This window comes from Variovorax sp. IB41 (genome assembly GCF_016405905.1).
Taxonomy (GTDB): domain Bacteria; phylum Pseudomonadota; class Gammaproteobacteria; order Burkholderiales; family Burkholderiaceae_C; genus Variovorax.
Window position 1 is genome coordinate 1 of record NZ_JAEFCB010000028.1, and the last position, 22,771, is coordinate 22,771.

The 22,771-nt window shown below is 68.4% G+C and carries 16 protein-coding genes; all 16 read right to left on the reverse strand.

Translation table 11 applies throughout. The annotated features are described in order from the left end of the window. Positions 1-1,731 (reverse strand): DUF2169 family type VI secretion system accessory protein (locus JC881_RS29810; RefSeq protein WP_198789399.1); only part of this gene is annotated, 1,731 nt, incomplete at its 3' end. Between the two features lie 7 nt (positions 1,732-1,738). Further along, the gene (locus tag JC881_RS29815; protein WP_198789400.1) at positions 1,739-2,218 is read right to left on the reverse strand and encodes a DUF3592 domain-containing protein; all 480 of its coding nucleotides are present in this window, start codon (positions 2,216-2,218) and stop codon (positions 1,739-1,741) included. Next, on the reverse strand, positions 2,212-4,554 hold the full coding sequence (locus JC881_RS29820) for a type VI secretion system Vgr family protein (RefSeq protein WP_198789401.1): 2,343 nt from the start codon (positions 4,552-4,554) through the stop codon (positions 2,212-2,214). The genes JC881_RS29815 and JC881_RS29820 overlap by 7 nt, the downstream gene beginning before the upstream one ends. A gap of 20 nt (positions 4,555-4,574) precedes the next feature. Beyond that, positions 4,575-7,292 (reverse strand): type VI secretion system ATPase TssH, encoded by a 2,718-nt coding sequence (gene tssH, locus JC881_RS29825; protein ID WP_198789402.1) that lies wholly within the window; start codon positions 7,290-7,292, stop codon positions 4,575-4,577. Further along, complete coding sequence (gene tssG, locus JC881_RS29830; RefSeq protein ID WP_443083381.1) at positions 7,289-8,383, reverse strand: type VI secretion system baseplate subunit TssG; 1,095 nt, start codon at positions 8,381-8,383, stop codon at positions 7,289-7,291. Before tssG ends, tssH begins: the two co-directional genes overlap by 4 nt. Positions 8,384-8,481: 98 nt before the next feature. Further along, positions 8,482-10,362: a type VI secretion system baseplate subunit TssF gene (tssF, locus tag JC881_RS29835; RefSeq protein ID WP_198789404.1), complete on the reverse strand. Its 1,881-nt coding sequence runs from the start codon at positions 10,360-10,362 to the stop codon at positions 8,482-8,484. After that, a complete protein-coding gene (gene tssE / locus JC881_RS29840; protein WP_198789454.1) occupies positions 10,362-10,889 on the reverse strand; it encodes a type VI secretion system baseplate subunit TssE in 528 nt (175 codons plus the stop codon). The genes tssF and tssE overlap by 1 nt, the downstream gene beginning before the upstream one ends. A 29-nt stretch (positions 10,890-10,918) precedes the next feature. Next, on the reverse strand, positions 10,919-11,797 hold the full coding sequence (locus tag JC881_RS29845; RefSeq protein WP_198789405.1) for a type VI secretion system accessory protein TagJ: 879 nt from the start codon (positions 11,795-11,797) through the stop codon (positions 10,919-10,921). 150 nt (positions 11,798-11,947) lie between these two features. Continuing rightward, positions 11,948-12,430 carry an Hcp family type VI secretion system effector gene (locus JC881_RS29850; RefSeq protein ID WP_198789406.1) on the reverse strand — a complete coding sequence of 161 codons (483 nt, stop codon included), beginning with the start codon at positions 12,428-12,430 and terminating at the stop codon, positions 11,948-11,950. 45 nt (positions 12,431-12,475) lie between these two features. Next, positions 12,476-13,984 (reverse strand): type VI secretion system contractile sheath large subunit, encoded by a 1,509-nt coding sequence (gene tssC, locus JC881_RS29855; RefSeq protein WP_198789407.1) that lies wholly within the window; start codon positions 13,982-13,984, stop codon positions 12,476-12,478. Positions 13,985-14,038: 54 nt separating this feature from the next. Then, positions 14,039-14,623: a type VI secretion system contractile sheath small subunit gene (gene tssB, locus JC881_RS29860; RefSeq protein ID WP_198789408.1), complete on the reverse strand. Its 585-nt coding sequence runs from the start codon at positions 14,621-14,623 to the stop codon at positions 14,039-14,041. 90 nt (positions 14,624-14,713) lie between these two features. Next, a complete protein-coding gene (gene tssA / locus JC881_RS29865) occupies positions 14,714-15,811 on the reverse strand; it encodes a type VI secretion system protein TssA (RefSeq protein WP_198789409.1) in 1,098 nt (365 codons plus the stop codon). 140 nt (positions 15,812-15,951) lie between these two features. After that, positions 15,952-17,139, reverse strand: a complete 1,188-nt coding sequence (locus JC881_RS29870) for a fumarylacetoacetate hydrolase family protein (RefSeq protein WP_198789410.1) — start codon at positions 17,137-17,139, stop codon at positions 15,952-15,954. 121 nt (positions 17,140-17,260) lie between these two features. After that, positions 17,261-21,010 (reverse strand): molybdopterin cofactor-binding domain-containing protein, encoded by a 3,750-nt coding sequence (locus tag JC881_RS29875; protein ID WP_198789411.1) that lies wholly within the window; start codon positions 21,008-21,010, stop codon positions 17,261-17,263. Continuing rightward, positions 21,007-21,597, reverse strand: coding sequence for a (2Fe-2S)-binding protein (locus JC881_RS29880; RefSeq protein WP_198789412.1), 591 nt, complete (start codon positions 21,595-21,597; stop codon positions 21,007-21,009). Before JC881_RS29880 ends, JC881_RS29875 begins: the two co-directional genes overlap by 4 nt. Further along, positions 21,575-22,735: an ABC transporter substrate-binding protein gene (locus JC881_RS29885; protein ID WP_198789413.1), complete on the reverse strand. Its 1,161-nt coding sequence runs from the start codon at positions 22,733-22,735 to the stop codon at positions 21,575-21,577. Before JC881_RS29885 ends, JC881_RS29880 begins: the two co-directional genes overlap by 23 nt. Between the last annotated feature and the right edge of the window lie 36 nt (positions 22,736-22,771).

The window sequence follows — 22,771 nt, forward strand, 5'->3', positions numbered from 1 at the left end:
CCGAGAGAGCACGGCGTTCTTGAAACGGCAACCCTCGAGCGTCGCGCCGCTGAAGTCGGCGCCTTCGAGCTGGGCGCCTTCGAAGTCGATGTCGGTGAGCGTCAGTTGGGACAGGTCCGCGCCCGTCAGGTCCGCATTGGCCAACGAACTGCCGGTGCGGATCGCCTCCAGCACCTGCGCGCGCCGGGCATTCGCCTCGCGCGGCGCCGCCGCGCGCAGGTGAGCCGTCTGCAGATAGCCGCTCATCGCGAGCGACTGCATGTCGGGCGCGGGCCGGCTGCCGGCATAGAGCGCCCGCGCCTCGGGCGGCGGCGGATCGACGCTCGGCGGGCCGCCTTGCAGACGCGGCCCCGGCACATGGCCGGCCTGCTTGACCTTGGACAGCGCATCGCGCAGCTCGCGCGAGCGCTTGATCAGCGAGCTCTTCGCGCCGTCCGGCCCGAGTTCCGCATCCGCCTTGTGCGCCATGTAGAAGTCGTGCAGCTGGTCGAAGCTTTCCGGCAGGCGGGGTGGCTGGCGCGCGGACGCGGGCGTATCGGGGTCGGCCTTGTAGGAGCCCAGCTTCTCATCGAGCTGCGCCATCTCCGTTGCATGGCGCCGCCTCGCTTCCTCCAGCTGGGGCGAGCGCTTCGGATTGGCGGACAGACCCCACTCGGGTTCGTCCACGTACGTGCCCGCGGGCACCAGGTCCGACTCCCTGAGCATCGCCAGGCCGCCGGTGCGCGGCGCGATGCGAAGACGCAGGACCTCGGCATAGTGGGCGGCCGTGCGCGGTGCGTCGCTGCGCTCGATCGCGTGCATCAGGTCGGTCACGTCGCCGGCGTCGTCGTAGGCCACGTCGGCGGCACCGTGATAGACCAGGATCATCCGTTCGGCATGCGGGATGAACCACACGGTGGTCAGCCGCATCGCCACTTCTTCGAGCGCCTGGCTGCCGCCGCGGCGCACGAAGCAGCGCGCGTTCAGGCCGGGCAGGCGGCCCTGGATGACCGGCCTGGTCGGGTGCAGGCCGACCAGCTCGAACGGCGCATCGGCGGCCAAAGCGTCGAGCCACTGATCGGCGGGTGCCATGTTGAAGTAGTGCCAGTCGGTGTCCTCTGCGAACCCCGGAAAGTCGAACTCGCGCCAGCGGTCGTCGTAGGTGCCGGCGCGCCGGGCGCGCGAAGGGTCCAGGATGTCGACTGGCCCGAAGCCGGCCGGCTCCGGCCGATCGCCCGGTTTCGCGACCTGCCGGCCCGGCGTTTCGATGTTGGGCAGCGGCACCAGGCGCAGGCCGTTCACCTGCACCGCGTCGAGCCCCTTGCCCAGCGGATTGCGCGCGTCCGCCGCGCCGCCGAAGGCGTGCGCCGCATCGATGGGCATCGCGTCGAAAGGCAGCGGACGGCTCGCGCTGCCCGACATCCAGTAGCGGTCGCCGAAGATGCCCAGCCGCTTTTCCCTGCCCCCGAGGTTCACCGAGACGGCCGACTGCGTGCGCTGCGAGCCCTCGCGCGGAAACGCCATGCCCGAGACCAGGAACTCACCGCCGAGCTTGGGAATGGCGGCGTCCAGCATCACCGAGGGGCCGGCTGCCTGCGCGAACAGCTTCCAGAGCGCGGACTCGGGCAGCAGCCGCTGGCTGGCCTCCTCCATCGAGACCATCGCCAGCGTCGCAATGCCCAGCCGGCACTGCCCGCGGTGCTTGTAGGGCCGCGTCAGCGAGCCCAGGCGAAATGGCTTGACGGTGCGCATCGCTGGATCAGTGCGCTGTGCTGCGCGCCTCGGGCCGGACCACTTCGAGCAGCGCGATCTGCGCGAGGTCGGCCGGGTTGTACTTGAGCACCACATCCCGCCCGGGTTCGACCCGCGCGAGCTGGTGCAACGGCACCACGCAGCGCGCGACGGACTCGTGCCGCGCGCCCTCCCGCGTCTGGAAGGCGATGGTGATGCTGAGCATCGGATGGTTGTTGACGAAGACGCCGGTCGAGCGCGACGACACCACGCGGCCCGTCGTGCGGATGCCCTCGAAGCGCGTGGCACGCGCCGAAGAAACCACGCTGGAAATCATGCCGCCGAAGGCCGCGGCCACGAAGCCCAGGCACAGCGCGAACGCGCCCAGCACGAAAAGCAGCTCGTTGTGCCGCGTCTCGGCCAGATACCACAGCAGCGCGCCGCCGCCGAACAACAGCAGCGCGACGAAGCAGCGCGCAAACGATGGCATCGCGGGCGTACTTACCATTCGACCTTCAGGCCCGCACCCTCCATGGCCAGACCGGTCCAGTACGACAGGTAGTCGCAGAACTCCATCTTCACGGGGATGTTCTTCAGGTTGAACGCGCAATAGTCGATCTTCACCAGCGCGTTGGACATCGTCACGCCGTTGTTGAACATCGCGAGCGCGCTGGTCGAGCCGCTGAACCACTGGAACGCATAGACCGAACTGCGGAAATCGAAGAAGCTGGCGCCCAGGCGCGTGAGCTTGGGCGTGTCCTGCACGATCTCGTCGGTTCCCTTGATGGTCACCTTCTTGGCGGTGATGTCGATGTTGTCGGCGGCCGTGATGGCGGTGCTGCCGCTGGAGAGCAGGTTCATCTGGTCGCTGGCCTGGATCTCCTCGGTGCCCACCACGGTGCGCGTGCTGCCGGCGCCCACGTAATAGGTTTCGGCCGCGTTCACGGTCACGTCCTTGCTGGCCGAGAACTCCTTGTAATGGGCGTCGATGGTCGTGGTCTGGGCGCCGTGGATGTTCTCGGTGCGCGGCCCGCCGGCAACGTCCACCGTGTCGGGACCCACGATGTTGGTCGTGCGCTGGACCAGCACGGTGTTGAGCTCGCCGCCGGTCACGGTGTCGATGCGCGGGCCGTTGATCGTCGCGGTCTCGATGCCGTTGACCAGGAAGGTCTCGGGGCCGTTGATGGTGACCATCTGCGCGCCGTTGACCAGCAGCGTGTCGGGCCCGTTGACGGTCGCGTCGCGCAGGGTGTTGTCGGTCAGGACGTCAGGCCCCTCGATGGTGGTCGTTCTCGACCCCCCGGTGTCGTGCGTCTCGTCGGCCTCCACCGAGACATTGAGCTCGCGCTCGGCATGCAGCGCCACGAACTCCGAGCCCATCTTGTCCTCGAAGACCAGCGAGTTCGCCGTGGCCGGCGAGCCGCCCGGCGTGGAGCGCGTGACGAAGCCGCTCTTGCTCGCCTCGCCCGGCAGGCTGAAGGGCGGCATCTGGTCGGCGTTGTAGACGCGGCCCACGATGATCGGCCGGTCGGGGCGGCCCGAGATGAAATCGACCACCACCTCCTGCCCGATGCGCGGCGTGAAGACCGCGCCGAAGCCGTCGCCCGCGATGACGTGCGACACGCGCACGAAGCGCGAGCTGTTTTCGTTGCGCTGCCCGTAGCGGTCCCAGTGGAACTGCACCTTGACCCGGCCGTACTGGTCGGTCCAGATTTCCTCGCCGGGCGGGCCGACCACGGTGGCGGTCTGCGGGCCGCTGGTGCGCGGCATGGTCGCCAGGCGCGGCGCGCGAAACGGCACCGAGGCGGGCTGGACCACGAAGCTGAAGCCGTAGTCGCTGGAGGCCGCGCCGGTGGCGTAGCCGCCTTCGCGCAGCGCGTACGACACGCCCACGACAAGGTACTCGCGGTTGTCGTCGCTCCGCGGCGAGTTCTGCATCGTGAAGCGGTAGCCCGGCGCCATGCCGCGCACGGTGGCGTGGCCCGCGCTGCGCTGGGCCATGGACTGCGTCTCCTCGAGCCGCACGCGCGCGTAGTGCTCGCCCTGTCCCGGGTCGGTGAAATCGCCGAGCCATTCGTACATCTCGTAGTCGGCGTGGTCGTTCGACAGCGGCTGGTTGCGCACGTTGCTCAGGTCGGCCTTGGGCTTGGTGAAATCGAAATCGTCCACCACGTAGCCGCCCGAGCGGATCTCCTCGACGACCTCCCAGCGATCGATGACCTCGGTGTCTTCGGTCACGTCGCGATCGGCCGCGAAGTAGTTGATCGTCTCGTAGTCGGGCATCGGCTCGTGCGCGCCGATGTCGTCGGTGAGCACCAGCGTGTGCTTGCTCTTGTCGTGCTTGAAGTAGTAGTAGATGCCTTCCAGCTCCATGAGCCGGCTCACGAAGGCGAAGTCCGTCTCCTGGTACTGCACGCAGTATTCCCACTGCCGGTAAGAACCGTTGAGCTTCTTCTCGAACGCGAAGCCGTAGTCGCCGAACACGCTGTCCAGCACATCGACCACCGACTTGTTCTGGAAGATCTTGTTGTCGCTGGTTCGCGTGAGATACCAGAGCCACGGCCTCACGGTCGCGCGATAGACGGTGTGGCGCGAGGTGCCGCCTTCGCGCCCGATCATCGAGAAGCGCACGATCTGCCCGTTGAGGAATCGCGGCGCGCCCGCCGTCTGGATCTCCAGCGCCAGCGGCTTGCCCAGCACGGCCTTCAGGTCGATGGAGGCGCTCGGGCTCAAGAGGTCCACCTCGAACTCGAACAGCTGCGACAGCCCCTCGGTTCCATGCATCGAGCGAAACAGCAACTGGTCCTCTGCAAGCGGCGTATGGGCTTTGACGACTCTGGCCATGACTTACTCCCTTTCTCGAACTAGCGTTCCGAAAATTCGTAGTGAAAATCGTCGCCCGCCGCGCTCAGTTGCACGGCTGCGAGCTTGCGCGCACTGACCGTGGCGCCGATGACTTCCTCGCTCAACCGCGGCAGGATGGTGTGCGTGAGGATCGCATCGATCATCCGGCCGCCCGACTCGATGGCGGTACAGCGGCGCGCCACGAGCTCCACGGCGCTGTCGTTGTAGTCCAGGGCAATGCCATGGTTCGCCGCGAGGCGCGCGGCAATGCGGTCGAGTTGAAGACGGATGATGCGATGCAACGCATCGGCCTGCAACGGGTAATAAGGCACTACAACCAGCCGCCCGAGCAGCGCGGGCGCGAACACCTTGAGCAGCGGCTCGCGCAGCGCGGCGGCGAGCGGCTCGGGGTCGGGGCGCAGGGTCGGGTCTTCGCACAGCTGCATGACCAGGTCGGTGCCGACGTTGGAGGTCATGATGATCACGGTGTTGCGAAAGTCGATGTGGCGGCCTTCGCCGTCTTCCATCCAGCCCTTGTCGAACACCTGGAAGAAGATCTCGTGCACGTCGGTGTGCGCCTTCTCGATTTCGTCGAGCAGCACTACGCTGTAGGGCCGGCGGCGCACGGCTTCGGTGAGCACGCCGCCTTCGCCATAACCCACGTAGCCGGGCGGCGCGCCCTTCAGCGTGGAGACGGTGTGCGACTCCTGGAACTCGCTCATGTTGATGGTCACGAGGTTCTGCTCGCCACCGTACAACGCCTCCGACAGCGCCAGCGCGGTCTCGGTCTTGCCGACGCCCGAAGGGCCGCACAGGAGGAACACGCCCACGGGCTTGTTGGGGTTGTCCAGCCGCGCGCGCGCGGTGCGGATGCGCCGCGAGATGGTCTCCAGCGCATCGGGTTGCGCGACCACGCGCGCCGAGAGAATCTCGCCCAGGCGCAGCACCGACTGCGCATCGTCGCGCACCATCCGGCCGATGGGAATGCCGGTCCAGTCGGCCACGACGGTGGCGATGGCCTGCGCATCGACGGCCGCGAGGATGAGCGGCGATTCGCCTTGCAGCTGCACGAGCTTGTCCTGCGCCTCGTCGAGCTCGGCGCGGATTTCCTCGGGCGTTCGCTCGGGCTCGGAGGGCTCGATGTCGGCGCGTTCTTCTTCTGTCTCTTCTTCGGCTTCGGCCTGCACCGGCACCGCAGCGGGCGACAGCAACTTGCGCAGCGCCACGATGCGCTCGACCAGCGCAGCCTCTTCCAGGCGCCGCTGCTCCAGCAGGTCGAGTTCGGCCTGCGCCGCCGCCACTTGGGCCGCGATGTCTTCGACACGCTGGTGCTCGCCCACGCCGATCGCCGCCTCGCGCCCCGCGATGCCCGATTCGATGCCCAGCACCTCGATGCGCCGTTGCAAGTCTTCCAGCGCGGCCGGCAACGCATGCTGGCTCAACGCGACCCGCGCGCAGGCTGTGTCGAGCAGGCTCACCGCCTTGTCGGGCAACTGCCGCGCGGGAATGTAGCGGTGCGAGAGGCTCACGGCCGCCTCGAGCGCGGCATCGAGGATGAGCACGCCGTGGTGCTTCTCCAGCTCCGCCGAAATGCCGCGCAGCATGATCACCGCCTTGGGCTCGGTGGGCTCATGCACCTGGATGGTCTGGAAGCGCCGCGTGAGCGCCGGGTCTTTCTCGATGTACTTCTTGTACTCCGACCAGGTGGTCGCGCCGATGGTGCGCAGCCGGCCGCGCGCGAGCGCTGGCTTGAGCAGGTTGGCCGCGTCGCCGGTGCCGGCGGTGCCGCCCGCGCCGACCAGCGTGTGCACCTCATCGACGAACAGCACGATGGGCTTGGGGCTCTTCTCCACCTCGTCGATCACCTGGCGCAGCCGCTGCTCGAACTCGCCCTTCACGCCCGCACCGGCCTGCAGCAGCGTGGGGTCGAGCACCCACAGCGACACGTCCTTGAGCGAGGGTGGCACGTCGCCCGAAGCGAGGCGCGAAGCGAGCCCCTCGACCACTGCGGTCTTGCCCACGCCGGCCTCGCCGGTGAGCAGCGGGTTGTTCTGCCGGCGGCGCATGAGGATGTCGATGATCTGGCGGATCTCGTCGTCGCGGCCATACACCGGATCGAGCTCGCCGGCGCGCGCCTTGGCGGTGAGGTCGCTCGCGTACTTGGCGAGCGCCGAGCCGCCGGCCGGGGCGCCATCGCCCTGGTGCTGCACCGCGGGCGCGCCGCCGCCCGTGCCCGTGCCTGGCGCGGCGTCGTAGTCGTCTTCGGGCGAACCTTCGGTCCACGCGGCGAGCTGCGCCACCAGCACGTCGGGCACGATCTTGTCGAACTCGCGCGAGATGCCCGAGAGCACCTGGCGCAGCCCCGGCGTCTTGATGATGCCGGCGAGCAGGTACGCGCCGCGGATCGACGTGGCCTCGAAACGCAGGCTCGCATACACCCATGCGCGCTCGACGGCGTTGTCCACGTGCTCGGAGATGTCGCTGATCGACGTCGCGCCGTGCGGCAGGCGGTCGAGCGCGCGCACGAGGTCTTGCTCCACCGCATCGAGGTTGAGCCCCGCGCGCTTGACGATGCGCAGCATGTCGCTGTCCTGCAGCTGCAGGATCTGGTGCAGCCAGTGCACGAGCTCGACGTACGCATTGCCGCGCAGCTTGGCGAAGGCGGTGGCGGTCTCCAATGCCTTGTAGAGCATCGGATTGAGCTTGGAGAAAAGAGAGACGCGGCGGATGTCGGTCATAGGGCCATGGAAGATGCGGACTCGGCAGGCCCGTCGGCCGCCGATGCGTTGCGTGGATACAGCGCCTCGGGCGCGAACAGCATGTCACCGGCGTCGGTGTTCGCCAGGCGCGTGCCGACCCAGCTGCCCCAGCCCAGGCGCTGGTCGCCGCCCAGTTGCATGCCGCGCGCCTCTTCTTTCTTCAGAACGAGGCGCAGCTCCCAGGCGAACTCGATGCCGACGTACTGCCGCACCCAGTCGACCACCTGCTGCAACCTGCGGCTGCCCGGCAAGAATTCGCGGAACTGCTGCTGCGACAGCGGCCCGAGCTCGAGGCGAAACTTGCTCTGCGCATCGCGTACCGCCAGACCGATGGTGGCGCCGCCGCCCAGGCGATGGTTGCGCCCGAAGAGGCCGAGCGTGCTCACCTGCCGCTCGTCGATCATTACCCAGTCGCTCACGAATTCCTCGACGCGCACGGGCACGTCGAAGTACAGGCGCAGGATCTGGATCAGCCCCTCGGGGTTGCGCGTCTGGCGCACGAGGTGGCCCGCCATGAAGGTGCGCGCATGGTCGGCGATGCGGTCGCGCGCCTTCAGGCCCGGCTGCCCCATGTTCATGAGGCTCGCCACGTAGTCGACGAAGCGGTGGCCGTCGGGGCGGTCCAGGCTGTTGACCGATTGCGCGTCGGCCCACGCGCGGTAGAACAGCAGGATGAGCCGGTGATGGAACAGGTCGGCGAAGGCGCTGAGCGTGTGGTCGTTGTGGTGGCGCTTGCGTTCGCGCGCGTACTCGGTCAGGTGCAGCGGCAGCGGGCCGTTGGGGCCGAACAAACCGAAGCCGTAGATCGAGATGCGCGGCGGCCCGTCGCCATCGACATCAACGCCCGACACGTTCGACGGCGCGAAGGCCATCGAGGGCTCCTGCCCGAGGCGCAGCGGCTCGTCCGAGGGGCGCGGTGCGCGGCCCAGCAACGGGTGATCGCCTTGCGCATCGAGCCGGCGCAGCAGCATGAAGAGGTCGTGCTCGAAGGGCTGATCGACCAGGCCGGCCCAGAGCGCGGGGTCCGCCAGCAGCGCATCGCGGCGGGGCGTCGTCGCGATCTCCGTCATCTCGTGGCGAGCGGTTTCATCGGCCGAAGGCAACTCGAACACCTCCTCGCCCTCCGCCTGCTCGGCGTGCGGCATTCCGCCCGAGAAGCCGGCTGCGCTCATACGGCGGGGCGGCGCCCGACCCGTGGGGTCCAGCGCGCGATTTCGCCGCGCTGCAGGCTGGAGAGCGCGAACTCGGTGAAGGCGTTGAGCGACACGTGGCGGCTGAAGAACTGCTCCAGCACCGCGCCGAAAAGATAAGGGCTCGCGCCGGAGAAGGCGACCTCGTCGATCTTGAGCGCCACCTCCACGCCGCGCCCGAAGACGATCGGCCCCGGCTCGGGCAGGCGGCGGAACACCGGCGCGAGCGCCATCGAGCGCACGCCCTGGATCTGGCGGCGCACCGCGGGGTCGGCGAGGTTGCCGTACAGGTCGAGCATCTCGCGCAGCGCGGCGGCGCCCTGCGCGGCATCGACGTCGGTGAGGCTCAGGTAATTGAGGCCCAGGTGGCTGATGAGCCGCCAGGTGAGCGCGCCTTCCGCGAGCGCGGGGTACGGCCGCGACGGGCCGCGCAGGATGCGGATCGCGCGCACGGGCGCCGAGATGCGCAGCGTGAAATCCGATTCGAGCCCCGTGGGCAGCAACAGCGGCAGGTCGCGGTTGGTGCACAGCGCATCGAGCGTGATGTGCCGCAGGCTGTGCGGAAACGGTGCGTCGTGCTGGTCCACCAGCGACACATACACCTCGCTGCCGGTGTAGCTGGTGCGCGTGCCCTGCGCGCGGGCGCGGTCGGACACCAGGCGCGGCTCGCGGCGCAGCGAGAAGTACGCGCCGAAATCGCCGTCGTCGGTCGCGAACGAGCCGAGGAAGGGGCGGAACTCCCGCTCCTCCGAGCCGTTGGCCATGTGGCCGGTGACGCGCTCGACGGTGAAGATCTCGAAGTCGCGCGGCCGCGTGCGGTCGATCACCGCGTGGTGCTCGTGCTGGCCGGGGCCGACCGGAATGCGGTCGCTCCTGCGCGGCACGAGGTTGATGATGGGCGTGCAGAAGAGCGAGAAATGCTTGGCATCGACCAGCCGCTCCAGGTCGCCGTCGGCGCGGTCCAGCAGGATCACGATTTCCATCGTGCTGCCGCTCATGGCCGAGACCGCGGCGCGCAGGTTCTTCACGCTGAAGAAGAGGTAGCGGTCGGGAAACGCGAAGTACTCGTGCAGCAGCCGGTAGCCCTGGAACGAACGCGCGTCGTAGGGCAGCAGCGACTGATCGGGGTCGAACCCTTCGTGGCGGATCGCCTCGTCGCCCAGCGGCACGATGCGCGAGGACCCGCCTTGGGCGCCCGGGCCGCTGCGGCACACGGTGCCCACGCTGTGGTGCGCCACCAGTTCGAGCACGCGCAGCGCGTGCAGCTCGGCGCCCGAGAGAAAGAACTCGAGCCTGTCGAGCGGCATCTCGGAAAAGCGCGCACCGCCCACCGCTTCGAGCTTGATGGTGATCGCGCTCTTGGCCTGGCGCGCCACCATCGGCATCGCATGCCCGATCTCCGCGGGCACCGGGCCGATGCTGGCCTCGGCGATGCGGATGGGCCACAGCGTGACGGCATGGCCGGTTCGGAACTCGCAGGCCGTCTGATCGCCCTTGATCATGCGGCCGCGCAGGATGGTGTGGCGCGGCAGCTCGTAGCCTGCCTTCAGCGACCCTTCGTTGAGGTTGCCGTCGATCTGCACCACCGCCATCGCGGGCAGCGGCGCGAGGAAGTTGGGGTACACCACTTCCAAGAGGCGCTGCGAGAAGCGCGGGAACTCCGCGTCCATCTTGAGCTGGATGCGCGCGGTGAGAAAGCTGAAGCCTTCGAGCAGGCGCTCCACGTACGGGTCGCTGACCTCGATGCCGCGCATGCCCAGGCGCCCCGCGATCTTCGGATAGCGCTGCGCGAACTCGGCCCCGAGCTCGTGCATGTAGGTGAGCTCGCGGTTGTAGTAGTCGAGAAGCCTTGCGTCCATCAGAGGCCCCCCGTGGGCCGCAGGATCATGTGGCCGCTTTCCAGGTCGAGCTCCGAGCGCAGGATGAATTCGATCGGGTAAGGCACCGACCACAGCGTGCCGCGGATCTCCAGCGCGAGCAGGTTGTGGTGTTCCAGGTCGGTCGCATCGGTCACGCAGCGCACGTCGATGCTGTCCTTCATGATGCGCGGCTCGAAGTCGATGATCGAGGCGCGGATGGCCGCCTCGACGTCCGCGAAGTCCACCTCCGACATGCGTCCGCCGGCCCAGCCGCGCACGCCGTAGTTCACGACCGAGCGCCGCGCGCGCGGCATGGCGTTGATGTCGTGGTCCGCGCCGAAGTTGGTGGTGTTGAGCAGCCACTGCAGGTCACGCAGCACCGAGTCGCGCAGGAGCTTGCCGCTCATGAGGAAGCTGCCCGCGCGCTCCTGGCGGCTTTGCGGCTGCTTGTCGGTCAGGCGGTCCAACAGCACGGGCTGCAGGCGGTCGCGCGCGACGCTTTCCTGCGGATCGCCGTCGGCCTCCATGGGCACGCGGCTCGTGGGCAGCAGGGTGCTCACGGTGCGGCGTCCTCCGCGGTTGCCGCGTCGAATTCGACGAGCCGCACATCGAGCAGCGAATGGTCGCCGGCCTCGCTGATGAGCGTGCGCTGGCCGACGCCCGCGTACTGCTCTTCGCCCGCGAGCGGCAGCCAGTCGGTGCGGCGGCCCAGCGTGGTTTCGTCGTCGAGCCCGTCGAGCTTGCCGGGATAGCGCACCGGCACCAGGCCGTTGAGGCCGCGGCCGTCCTGCAGCACGATCTCGGCCGGCGCCCACAAGAGGTCGACCAGGTGCTGCGGGCGTTTGAACTTCAGGCGCCGCACCGCATGCAGCGGCAGCCACGCATAGCCCGAAGGCGTGAGGAGTTCGAGCACGGCGCCGATGCGCACGTCGCCGTCGCAGAGCCAGGCGAAATCGGCGGTCTCGACCGGTTCGCCGTCGATGGCTTCGACGGCGCGCGAATCGGAACGGTCGACCACGCTCAGCGTGCCTGGCGATGCGGGCGCGTCCTGCCGCGCTGCTTCGCGCAAGGCAGCCGCTTGGTCGGCCTGCTCGGGCGGCAATGCCGCGGCGGCGATCAGCCCGTCGACCCAGCCGGCCTGGCCGGCAACGACGGCCGGCGCGCGGCCGCCATTCCCACTCCAGAAATCGGTGCGATGCCGCTCGGCCGCCAGCGCCATCGCGCAGGTGGCGCTGGCCGGCGCGAACGAGGGATCGATCTTCGCGGCGAGCTTGAGCTGGTCTTCAGCCCGTTGCCAGTCGCCGCGCAGCGCGAGGAAATGGCACAAGGCGAGGCGCAGGCTGGCGTTCTGGGGACTCGCGCGGATCTGCCGCTGTACCCATTCGGTGTGCTCGGCCACGGAGCGCTCGCCCAGCACTGCAAACCCATCGCCCATGAAGCTTCCTCATTGACTGACTCGCACACGACGCGCGGGTCGCGCGGGTCGTGCGGTTGTGATCGATCCTCGGCCGGAAGGCGGGCCTTCTTTGCATCGGCGCGCGAGTTGCTCGCGCGGCCTGCCCGCGGCATGACTGCAACGGAAGACTCAGGCTTCCTTGTTTTCCTTGAGGTTCCAGGCCAGCACGGTCTCGGCGCCCTTGCCGCCCTTGTCGGTCTGTTCCCAGTACTGCTGCTTGACCTTGGCCGCCTGGAACGCGAACTGCACGAGCACCGCGTCGCCGCCCTGCTCGGCCGTGTACTGCACCGAGGTGACCAGCACTTCCTCCAGCGTGACGCGCGAGTACTCGATCTGCGTGCCGCCGGCCTTGCACACCGACACCTCGACCTTGCTCAGGTGCTTGCCGCTCGCGCAGTTCTTCATGATGGAAGGCGCCGCCTTGTCGATGCGCGCGAGCACCTGCAGGTCGTTGAAACTCGCCTTGCCCACACCGCCGCCACCGCCGCTGACCATGTTTCCAGGCTGCGTCGCACCCCACGCGAACGACTTGATATCGCTCCAGTCCTTGTGGTTCGAGTCCTTGGATTCGCCGTTCGCGCCCTCAACGCGCATGAACATGTCTACTGCCATGAGTAACCCCCAAAGTTATTTGCGCCCTCGTGGAGCACCGTTGATTTAGCTGCTGTCCTTCTTGTTGGACGGCAGCTTCGAAACCAGCCGCAAGGAAACCGTCAGCCCTTCGAGCTGATAGTGCGGCCGGAGAAAAAACTTGGCGGCGTAGTAGCCGGGGTTGTCCTCGATGGCTTCCACCTGGACCTCCGCCGCCGCCAGCGGCTTCATTGCCTTCGTGTCCTGGGACGACGTGCCGGGGCTGCCGTCCACGTAGTTCATGATCCAGTCGTTGAGCCAGCGCTCCATGTCCTCGCGCTCGCGGAACGAGCCGATCTTGTCCCGCACGATGCACTTGAGATAGTGCGCGAAACGGCAGCACGCAAAGAGGTACGGCAGGCGCGCCGCGAGGTTCGCGTTGGCCGTGGCATCGGCGTCGTAGTACTCGGCCGGCTGCTGCAGCGACTGCGCGCCGATGAAGGCCGCGAAGTCGGAGTTCTTGCGGTGCACCAGCGGCATGAAGCCGTTCTTGGCGAGCTCGGCCTCGCGCCGGTCGCTGATGGCGATCTCGGTCGGGCACTTCATGTCCACGCCGCCATCGTCGGTCGGGAAGGTGTGGGTGGGCAGGTTCTCCACCGCGCCGCCCGACTCCACGCCGCGAATCGAGGTGCACCAGCCGTACTGCTTGAACGAGCGATTGATGTTCACGCCCATCGCATAGGCCGAGTTGGCCCAGGTGTAGCGGGTGTGCGCGGCCGAATCGGTTTCTTCCTCGAACTCGAATTCGTCCACCGGGTTGGTGCGCGCGCCGTACGGCAGGCGCGCGAGGAAGCGCGGCATGGCCAGGCCGATGTAGCGCGCGTCTTCCGATTCGCGCAAGCTGCGCCACGCGGTGTGCTCGGTGTTCTGGAAGATCTTGGTGAGGTCGCGCGGGTTCGACAGCTCCTGCCACGAATCCATCTGCATCACCGTGGGCGATGCGCCCGCGATGAAGGGGCAGTGCGCGGCCGCGGCGATCTTGGCCATCTCGCCGAGCATCTCCACGTCGGGCGGGCTGTGGTCGAAGTGGAAGTCGCCGATCAGCGCGCCGAAAGGCTCGCCGCCGAACTGGCCGTACTCGGCCTCGTAGACCTTCTTGAACAGCGGGCTCTGGTCCCAGCCGATGCCCTTGTGGCGCTTGAGCGAGCGCGCCACTTCGCGCTTGGAGGCGCACATCACGCGGATCTTCAGTTGCTCGTCGGTCTCGGTGTTGTTCACGAGATAGTGCAGGCCGCGCCATGCGCCTTCGAGTTGCTGGAAGTCCTCGTGGTGCAGGATCTGGTTGATCTGCTCGGAGAGCTTGCGGTCGATCTCGGTGATGATGCCCTGAACAGTGCGATAGGCATCGTTGGAGATGGTGACCGTGCTCTCCAGCGCCTGCACGGCGAGCGTCTTGACGGCGTTCTGCACGGCTTCGCGCGCCTGCTCGGTCTTGGGCTTGAACTCGCGCTGCAGGAGGTCGGAGAACTCGTTGGGCGCGAGCGCATCGACCGTGATGGCCTGTGCGCGCGCTGTCTGTTTCGGTGCGGTGCTCATGGTGGAGATCCTGTCGGCTTGCTGTGCGTTGCTCGGCTTGGCGTGGCTTGGCGCTTACTCGGAAGAACCGCCGGGTGCGGTGCTCGTTGCGCCCGTTGCTTTCTCGTTCGCCGCATCGACCGCCTTGGCGACCGCCGGGTTCGGCGCGGCGGCGAGCGACTTGAGAAGCGCCGGGTTCTGCAGCGCCTGCGCGATCAGTTGCTCGGCGCCGTTCTTGCCGTCCATGTACGAGAGCAGGTTCGACAGCTCCGTGCGCGCCGCCAGCAGCTGCTGCAGCGCGCCCACCTGGCCCGCGATGCGCGCGGGCGAAAAGTCGTCCATCGTGTCGAAGGTGATGTCCACGTTCATCTGGCCTTCGCCCGTGAGCGTGTTGGGGACCTGGAACGCCACGCGCGGCTTGATCGACTTCATGCGGTCATCGAAGTTGTCGATGTCCACCTCCATGAATTCGCGCTCGGCCAGGTCGGGCATCGGGTCCATTTGCTTGCCCGCGAGGTCGGCGATCACGCCCATCACGAAGGGCAGCTGGATCTTGCGTTCGCTGCCGTAGATCTCGACGTCGTACTCGATCTGCACGCGCGGCGCCCGGTTCCGCGCGATGAACTTCTGACCACTGTTTCTGACACGGTTGTCTGCCATAAGCTTCCTCTTGAAACTGAATGCGTGGGTCGGACCTGGCGGCCTGTGTTTGCTGAATTCGACTCCCTCGTTGTCGGCGGCGAAGGCCGCCTACTCCGGGGCGGCTCCGCCGTTCAACGGCCGTCCGGCCAGGCTCTCTATCTTTTGCAATCCCTCGGGCACGAGCTCTTCGATGATCTGGAAGAAGTTCAGGTCCAGGAGTCTTTGCGCTCGCCGTATCAGCATGGGCGCCGGATGACTGGGCTCCGTGCGCTCCATGAACTGGCAAGCCTTCTCCAACAACACCTGCACATCATCACGGCTCGATATTTCAATCTCTTTAATACTTATTGCGCGTAGGCCTGCGCCGACATTTGCGGTACCGGGAACGGCGGTGCTTGTCCCTGCGGCAGTGCTCTGCGAAGCGCCTTGCGCATGCGCATCGCCTTCATGCGAAACGCTCGCCGCAGGCTCGGGCGGCGCCTGCTCGGGCATCAGCTGCACCACGGTGCGAAGCGAACGCTCGAGCCTCGAAAAATCCGGCGCCCAGCTCTGCCCGAGCGCCCGCTCGGACGTCTCGCGAATGCGCTGCAGCAGCTCCAGCGCCGCGCGCAGGGCCACCACCTGCGGCGTGGCTTTCTCGTGCGCGCGCCGCGCCGCCTCACGCAACCGGCCAATGCCGCCGGGGTAGTCGATCTGCTCGGCCTTGCTCGAATCGAGCAGGGCTTCGACCTGCCGCAGGCTCACCGACGAGCCGCCGTCGTCGAGCAGCCGCGCATCGCGCACGCTGCGCCCCAGGCCTTCGGCTTCGGCCAGCGCGGCCAGCGCATTCATGCGCGGCAGCGGGTCTTCGAAACCGTCGTCGACGACGCGCGGATGCACGTCGTTCCAGAATTTCTGCAGCACCGCATCGACCAGCCGGAGGCCATCGACATAACCGGAGAGGCCGCGCGTTTCGGTCCATGCAAGGGTCAGCGGAACCAGCACGCGCAGGTCGCGCGTGCGTTCGCACAACTGCTTGGCGATGCGCTCCACGCGCGCCCAGTCGGGCGGTTCGGCCGGAATGATCGTCGCGCCGAATTGCTGCTCCCGCTTGCCGGTCGTCGCTTGCTGCAACGCCATGAAATCGGGGTCGTATTCCAGATCTTCGCCGCATGGAAGCGGGCCTTCGACAGGCGACTGCAACAGATCGATCTCACTCGGCAACAACCGGTCCCCCTTGAGTTAACCATCATCAACGTTTGGTTATCTTGAGGGGAACAGGAACGGTGGTCAACCGCAACCGAATGCAACGCTCGGGCAATGAAACCCAAAGAAGTACAGCTTCTTTTCAACGTTAAACGGAAGGACTACAGAAGACCACGCCCGCCAAGATTTCGCATCAACGCGCTTACGCCAAAAGTCCAACGCGGCGCCTGATCGGCATGCACGACGCGGTTGAACAGCGCGCCGAGTTCCGGTGCGCCGATGCGCACGTGGTCGCCGACGACGTGGGTGAATCCTTGCCCAGGGCCGTGACGGTCTTGTGTCGGCGCGAACATGGTGCCCAGAAACAACATGAAGCCGTCGGGGTAGTCGTGGTGAATGCCGACGGCCTGCGAGACGATGTCCAGCGGATCGCGGCTGATCTTGGTGAGCGAACTCGCGCCTTCGAGCACGAAGCCTTCGGGCCCCGTCACTTCGAGTGCGACGGTGATGCGGCGCACCTCGGCGATGCCGAAGTGTTCGTCGAAGAGGCGGATGAACGGGCCGATCGCGCACGAGGCGTTGTTGTCCTTCGCCTTGCCCAGCAGCAGGGCGCTGCGGCCTTCGAAGTCGCGCAGGTTGACGTCGTTGCCGAGCGCGGCGCCCAGCGTCTGGCCGCGGCTGTTCACGGCCAGCACGACCTCGGGCTCGGGGTTGTTCCAGACCGAGCCCGAGTGGATGCCCACGTCGGCGCCGGTGCCCACCGCGGCGAGCACCGGGGCCTTGGTGAAGATCTCCACATCGGGGCCGATGCCCACTTCGAGGTACTGCGACCACACGCCCTGCGCGATCAGCACCTCCTTGACCTTGGCGGCTTCGGGCGAGCCGGGCACGATGTCCGCGAGGTTGTCGCCCAGCACCTTGCCGATGGCCGCGCGCGTGGCCTCGGCCTGCGAGGCATCGCCGCGCGCCTGCTCTTCGATGACGCGCTCCAGCAGGCTCGCAACGAATGTCACGCCGCTGGCCTTGATGACCTGCAGGTCGCACGGCGCGAGGAGCCACGGCCTGGCGTTGTCGCGCGCGGTTTCGTCGCTGTTGGCGAGCACGGCATCGAGCGCGGCAATGCGCAGTGCCTTGCCGCTCTTCAATGCATCGCGCACGGCGGCGGACGGCGAGCTCTTGGCTTCGAGCAGGTCGCTCATGGTCGGCGCGAGCTTGGACAGGTCGTGCAGGCCGCCTTCGTGCACGGCCACCAGCACCGGGCCCACATCGGGTTGCCAGATGCGGCCGACCAGGGTGGCGCGGTCGGCGTCGCTGGGAAGGCTGGTCGAGGGCGTGAGGTTCAGGGCCATGGTGCTGTGTGTCTCCGTTGTGGGTGTTCGGTGCGGCGCGCGAACGGCAAACGACGAGGCCGATGCGCGACGCCGCATCGTAGCCTCGGTGGTGCGCACGCGTGCGCACCGGTACACCCGCTCAGTGCGCCTTTGCGGCGCGCACGCGCGCCACCTCGGCGGGCAGGTCGTTCCACGCGGGCTCCTGCGGCGCGAAGCGCGCGCGCATGTAGCCGGCCAGCTCGGCGATCTGCCGGTCGTCGAGCGCTTCGCGGAAGGCCGGCATGAAGCCGATGTCGCGGTTCGCCGGCTCGCGCACGCCATCGAGGATGGTGCGCAGCAGGTTGTCGGGCCGTGCGCTCGTGAGGCTGCTGTTGAGCGCGAGCGGCGTGTTCACGCCCAGCAGCGTGGGGCCGTTGCCGTCGTGGTGGCACGCGGCGCAGGCGCTGTCGAACATGCGCTGCGCGGGGCCGAGCAACTGGCCTTGCGTGCGCGCCGCATTGGCGATGGCCCGCTGCGCGAGCGCCTGCGGGTCGGCGGCCGGCGCGGGGTTGAACGAGCCGAGGTAAGTCGCCATCGCGCGCACGTCGGCATCGGGCACCTGGCCGAGTTCACGCACCACCTCGGCCATCGGCCCGCCCGCGATGCCGTGGCGCTGCGTGTGGCCGTTGCGCAGGTACCGGTAGAGCTCTTCGGTGTCCCACGGCACGGCGGACTTCGAGAGGTGCGTGAGCGCGGGCGCCTCCCACCCATCGACCATCGCACCCGAGAGGAACGCGCTGCCGCCCTGCTCGGCGCCGAGGGCGTTCCGCGGCGTGTGGCAGGCGCCGCAGTGGCCGAGGCCATTGACGAGGTACGCGCCGCGATTCCACTCCGCGCTCTGCGTGGCGACAGGCTGCAGCGGCGCGGGGTCGTGAAAAAGCGCGTTCCATCCGGCCATCAGCGGCCGCATGCTGAACGGAAACTTGAGTTCGGACTTCGGCGTTTCCGCGCGCACCGCGGGCATCGACATGAAGTACGCATAGAGCGCCTGCAGGTCGTCGTCGCTGGTCTTGGCGAACGCGGTGTAGGGGAACGCCGGGTACAGGTGATGGCCGTCGCGCGAGACGCCTTCGCGCATCGCGCGCTGGAACGCGCTGAACGACCAGCGGCCCAGGCCCGTGTCGGCATCGGGCGTGAGGTTGGTGGTGTAGAGCGTGCCGAAGGGCGTGTCCATCGCGCGGCCGCCCGCATTGGGCGCGCCGCCGGGCGCGGTGTGGCACACCGCGCAATCGCCGAGCGCGGCGAGCACGCGACCGCGCTCGATGGTGGTCTCGCTGTAGACCGGCGCGGTGAGCGAAATGGGTGCGATGGTGGAGCGCCAGCCCAGCAGCCCGGCGATGACGCCGATGCCACCGATGAAGAGCGCCGCGCCCGTCGCCCACGCGCCCTTGCGCCGCGGCCAGATGGCTCCCGCATGGCTCCTTCCCCCTCTGGGGGAAGGTTGGCATGGGGGCACGGCAGCGTCACCACTCGAACGCCGCTCGCCTCCACCCCCGCCGTCTCCTGGAGGGGAAGGAAGCAAGCCCCGATTCAATTCCGCCAGCACCGTCTCCGGCGTGAACGGCGGCGCCCTGAACCGCACCCCCGTCGCATCGAAGATCGCATTCGCGATCGCCGCCGTTCCCGGCACCGACGACGACTCGCCCGCGCCGAGCGACGGCTCGCCCGGCCGCGGCATGTGCATCACCTCGATCACCGGCACGTCGCGGAAATTGATGATCGGATAGCTGCCCCACTCGCGGCTCGCCACCACGCCGGTCGGCAACACGCCCGGCAACTGCGCACCGCCGGTCGCGGCGCCCTGCTGCGGCGCGAACTTCACCTCTTCCATCAGCGCGCGGCTGGTGGTCTGGATCACGTTGCCGTGCACCTGGTGCTCGACGCCCGCGGGGTTGACCATCAGCCCCGCGTCGTGCCCCACCACCACGCGGCGCACATGCACCTCGCCGGTCTTGCGGTTGACCTCGACATCGGCCACCCACGCGGCCCACGCGGCGCCGAAGCCCGGCCACTTGCTGTGGATGTAGCGCGCGTACGCAAAGCCCTGGCCGAAGAGGATGTCGCCGCCCTCGCCGAGCCCGCCGTCCGCGTCTTCCTGCGGCCCCGTGCGCATGCGCCAGCCGGCCTTCTGCGCGGTGGCCTGCACGAGCTCGACCGCGCGCGGATCGTTCAGATGGCGCAAGCGGAACTGCACCGGATCGACACCCGCCGCCGTCGCCAGCTCGTCGATGTACGACTCGTGCGCGAACGAACTCGGCAGCGCCGACACGCCGCGCAGCCACGAGGCGCGCACGATCGGCGCCATGTCGTTGACCTTCACGCGCAGGTTGTCGTAGGTGTACGGCGGGCGCGCGGTGCGGTCGCCCATCTCGTAGGCCTGCGCGACCGGCTCGATGGTGCGCGTGAGCAAGAGCGCGAGCGTGGGCGCGCCGTTCGATGGATAAGAAGTCTCGAAGTCGTAGGCGGCGATGCGGCCATCGGCCATGAGACCGCCATCGACCTCCATCAATTGCGCGGCGCCCTTGGGCTCCCACGCATGCTCCTGTTCGCGCGTGAGTTGCACGCGCACCGGCATGCCGACAGCGCGCGCAAGCAGCGCCGCATCGGCCGCCACGTCGTCGGCGCCGTTGCGGCCGTAGCAGCCCGCGGCTTCCATGCGGACCACATCGACCTGCACGTCGTCCACACCCATGAGCTTCGCGAGATCGGCGCGCAGCACGTGCGGATTCTGCGAGCCCGCCCACACGCGCAGCTGCATGCCGCTGCCGTCGGCAGGCTGCCAGTCGGCGAGCGCGCACGACGGACCGATGGAAGCGTGCATCTGGTAGGGCCAGACGTAGGTGCGTTGCATCGGCTGCGCTGCTGATGCAATGGCACCATCTACGTCGCCTTCATCGACCAGCAGGCGCTGCGTCGAAGGGTTGTCGCGCAACGCTTGCGCGAGGTCGCCGAGGTCGGGCATGCCGGGCCATGGCTTCCAGGTGACGCGCAGTTCACGCAGCGCCTGCTCGGCGTGTTCTTCGCGCTCGGCCACGATGCCGACGAAATCACGGACCACGACGACCGCGAGGATGCCGGGGATGTGCGCGATCGACGACTCGTCGACCGATTCGAGCGTGTTGCCGATGAACTCGCCATGGTCCGCGCCCGCATACGGCGGGCGCACGACGCGGCCGTGCAGCATGCCGGGCACGCGCATGTCGTGCACGAACACGACGTCGCCCGCGAGCTTGGCGGGAATGTCCACGCGTGCCTGCCGCGTGCCGACGATGCGATAGTCGGCCGGGTCCTTGGGCTTCGCGGCGGGATCGAGGCGCAGCACCGTGCGCTGGTGCGCCACGAGGTCCGCGTAGTTGACGTGGCGGTCCGGCGTCTCCGTGACGCGCACCACGCCGTTGCGCACCTGCAGCGCATCGATCGCGACGCCGAGATGCTCGGCCGCGCGCGCGAGCAGCCATGCGCGCGCCTGCGCGGCGGCAAGGCGCAGCGGCTGCGCGTGGATCTGGATCGACGCGCTCGCGATCGTCGCGCCCTGGTTCGGCACGCGCGCGGTGTCGCCGAGCATCATGCGCACGCAGGGCATGCCGAGGTCGAGTTCCTCGGCCACGATCTGCGAAAGCGCGGTCTGGATGCCGGTGCCCAGATCGACGTGGCCGTTGAGCGCGGAGACGCTGCCGTCGTCCCACACGGCGAGCAGGATCTCGTCGCCTTCGATCGGGTTGCCGGCGACCGCCATCGGCTGGCCCTTGGCGGGCGCCGGTGCGGCGGGCGTCTCGCGCACGATGAGCAGCACGCCGTCGGCAGCGAGGAACTCCGCGCGGGTCTGCGGCAGATCGGCGCGGCGGGTCATGCGGCCTTGTCTTCGTGCGATGCGCTCAAGCGCGCAGCCGCGCGCTGCACGGCGTCGAGAATTTCAATGTGCGTGCCGCAGCGGCACAGGTTGCCCGAGAGCTCGCTGCGGATGCGCGCCTCGCTCGCCTGGGGATCGCGTGCGAGCAGCGCGGCCGCCTGCATCACCATGCCGTTGAGGCAGTAGCCGCACTGCGCGGCCTGCGCGTCTTCGAACGCGGCCTGCACCGGGTGCCAGCGACCGCGCCGCGCCGCCGGGCCGCCCCAAGGCGCGGCAGCCCCCTCGGGGGGCAGCGAGGACACGAAGGTGCCGAGCGTGGAGGCCACATCCGCCAGGCCTTCCAGCGTAGTGATCGCACGGCCCGCCACGCCGTGCGCGGGAATCACGCACGCGCGCGCGGCCACGCCGTCGACGTGCACCGTGCATGCGCCGCACTGCCCCAGTCCGCAACCGTACTTCGGCCCGTTGAGGCCGAGGTCGTTGCGCAGGTAGTGCAGCAGCGACGCCTCGCGGGGCACGCCCGCGAGCGACTGCGCCTGGCCGTTGACCTGCAGGTGCAGCGGCTCAGCGCCGCAACTGGCCGTCACGGGTGTACATCTCCAGGTCCACGAAGGTCGAGCCGTTGTGGTTCTTCGCGCTGTAGTCGACGGGGAAGTCACCGAAGCGCGTGCTGCCGATGCTCTCCAGGCCCGCCACGAAGCTGTCGCGCGTGAGCGTCTTGCCCGCGCGGCGCAGGCCCTCGACCATCACGCGCGCGACGATGTAGCCCTCCAGCGTGGTGTAGCTGTCGATCTTCTCGCCGAACTCGGCGCGGTCGCGCTGGTAGTCGGCCACGATGGGCACGCGCTGCGCCGTGGGCGGCGGCACGATGCTGGCCGTGACCAGGCCCGCGAGCTTGCCGTCCAGCCGCTTGGCCGAACCGGCCGCATCGGTGATGCCGACCGACAGCGTGTACAGCGGCGCGCCCACGCCGCCCGCGCGGTAGTCGCGGATGAAGGTCTCGACCATGCGCCCGGCCATGATCATCACGACCGCGCCGGGCTTGGCCGCGGAGATGTCGGTGGCGACCTGTTTCGCATCTTCCGCGGTGATGGCCAGCGGCAGCGTCTTGACCACCTGCACCTTGTACTCGGCCGCGAGCTGCTCGCAGGTGGCGAGGTTCGACTTGCCGAAGGGGCTGTCCTGGAACACCACCGCGATCGAGGAGATGCCGATGGTCGAGAGGTGGCTGATGATCTTGCGCAGCTCCAGGTCGTAGCCCGCGCGCACGTGAAAGAGATTGCGGTTGACCTTGGTGCGGAACGAGGTGGTGCCCACCAGCGGCGCGAACATCGGCACGCCCGCCTTTTCGGCCAGCGGCATCGCGGCCGCGAGGTTGCCGGTGGCCACGAAGCCGGTGAGCGCGAAGACCTTGTCCTCGTCGATCAGCTTGGCCGTGTTGATGGCCGTCCTGGCGGGGTCGTAGGCATCGTCGTAGGTGACCAGTTCGATCTTGCGGCCGTTGACGCCGCCCGACTTGTTGGTGCGGTCGAAGAAGAGCTTGATGCCCGCGCGGTAGTCGACGCCGAAGTCCTTGGCCGGCCCGCTGAAGACGGCCGACTGGCCGATGCGGATGGTGCTGTCGGTCACGCCGTTCTCTGCGCGTGCCGAACGCAGAAGGCCCGGGCCCAGTGCCAGGGCTGCGCCGCCCGCCACCAGGGCGCGCCTTGAAATCGAAAGCTTCATGCGTCGTTTGTCTCGGAGTTGTTGTCTGGGAAAAAA

What these genes read in the sequence shown, in the direction of transcription:
- JC881_RS29885 (WP_198789413.1), bottom strand. Translation starts at nt 22,735, where the DNA reads ATGAAGCTTTCGATTTCAAGGCGCGCCCTGGTGGCGGGCGGCGCAGCC.
- tssE (WP_198789454.1), bottom strand. Translation starts at nt 10,889, where the DNA reads ATGGAGGCCGACGGCGATCCGCAGGAAAGCGTCGCGCGCGACCGCCTG.
- JC881_RS29815 (WP_198789400.1), bottom strand. Translation starts at nt 2,218, where the DNA reads ATGGTAAGTACGCCCGCGATGCCATCGTTTGCGCGCTGCTTCGTCGCG.
- JC881_RS29870 (WP_198789410.1), bottom strand. Translation starts at nt 17,139, where the DNA reads ATGGCCCTGAACCTCACGCCCTCGACCAGCCTTCCCAGCGACGCCGAC.
- JC881_RS29820 (WP_198789401.1), bottom strand. Translation starts at nt 4,554, where the DNA reads ATGGCCAGAGTCGTCAAAGCCCATACGCCGCTTGCAGAGGACCAGTTG.
- JC881_RS29845 (WP_198789405.1), bottom strand. Translation starts at nt 11,797, where the DNA reads ATGGGCGATGGGTTTGCAGTGCTGGGCGAGCGCTCCGTGGCCGAGCAC.
- tssF (WP_198789404.1), bottom strand. Translation starts at nt 10,362, where the DNA reads ATGGACGCAAGGCTTCTCGACTACTACAACCGCGAGCTCACCTACATG.
- JC881_RS29875 (WP_198789411.1), bottom strand. Translation starts at nt 21,010, where the DNA reads ATGACCCGCCGCGCCGATCTGCCGCAGACCCGCGCGGAGTTCCTCGCT.
- tssC (WP_198789407.1), bottom strand. Translation starts at nt 13,984, where the DNA reads ATGAGCACCGCACCGAAACAGACAGCGCGCGCACAGGCCATCACGGTC.
- tssG (WP_443083381.1), bottom strand. Translation starts at nt 8,383, where the DNA reads ATGACGGAGATCGCGACGACGCCCCGCCGCGATGCGCTGCTGGCGGAC.
- tssB (WP_198789408.1), bottom strand. Translation starts at nt 14,623, where the DNA reads ATGGCAGACAACCGTGTCAGAAACAGTGGTCAGAAGTTCATCGCGCGG.
- tssH (WP_198789402.1), bottom strand. Translation starts at nt 7,292, where the DNA reads ATGACCGACATCCGCCGCGTCTCTCTTTTCTCCAAGCTCAATCCGATG.
- JC881_RS29850 (WP_198789406.1), bottom strand. Translation starts at nt 12,430, where the DNA reads ATGGCAGTAGACATGTTCATGCGCGTTGAGGGCGCGAACGGCGAATCC.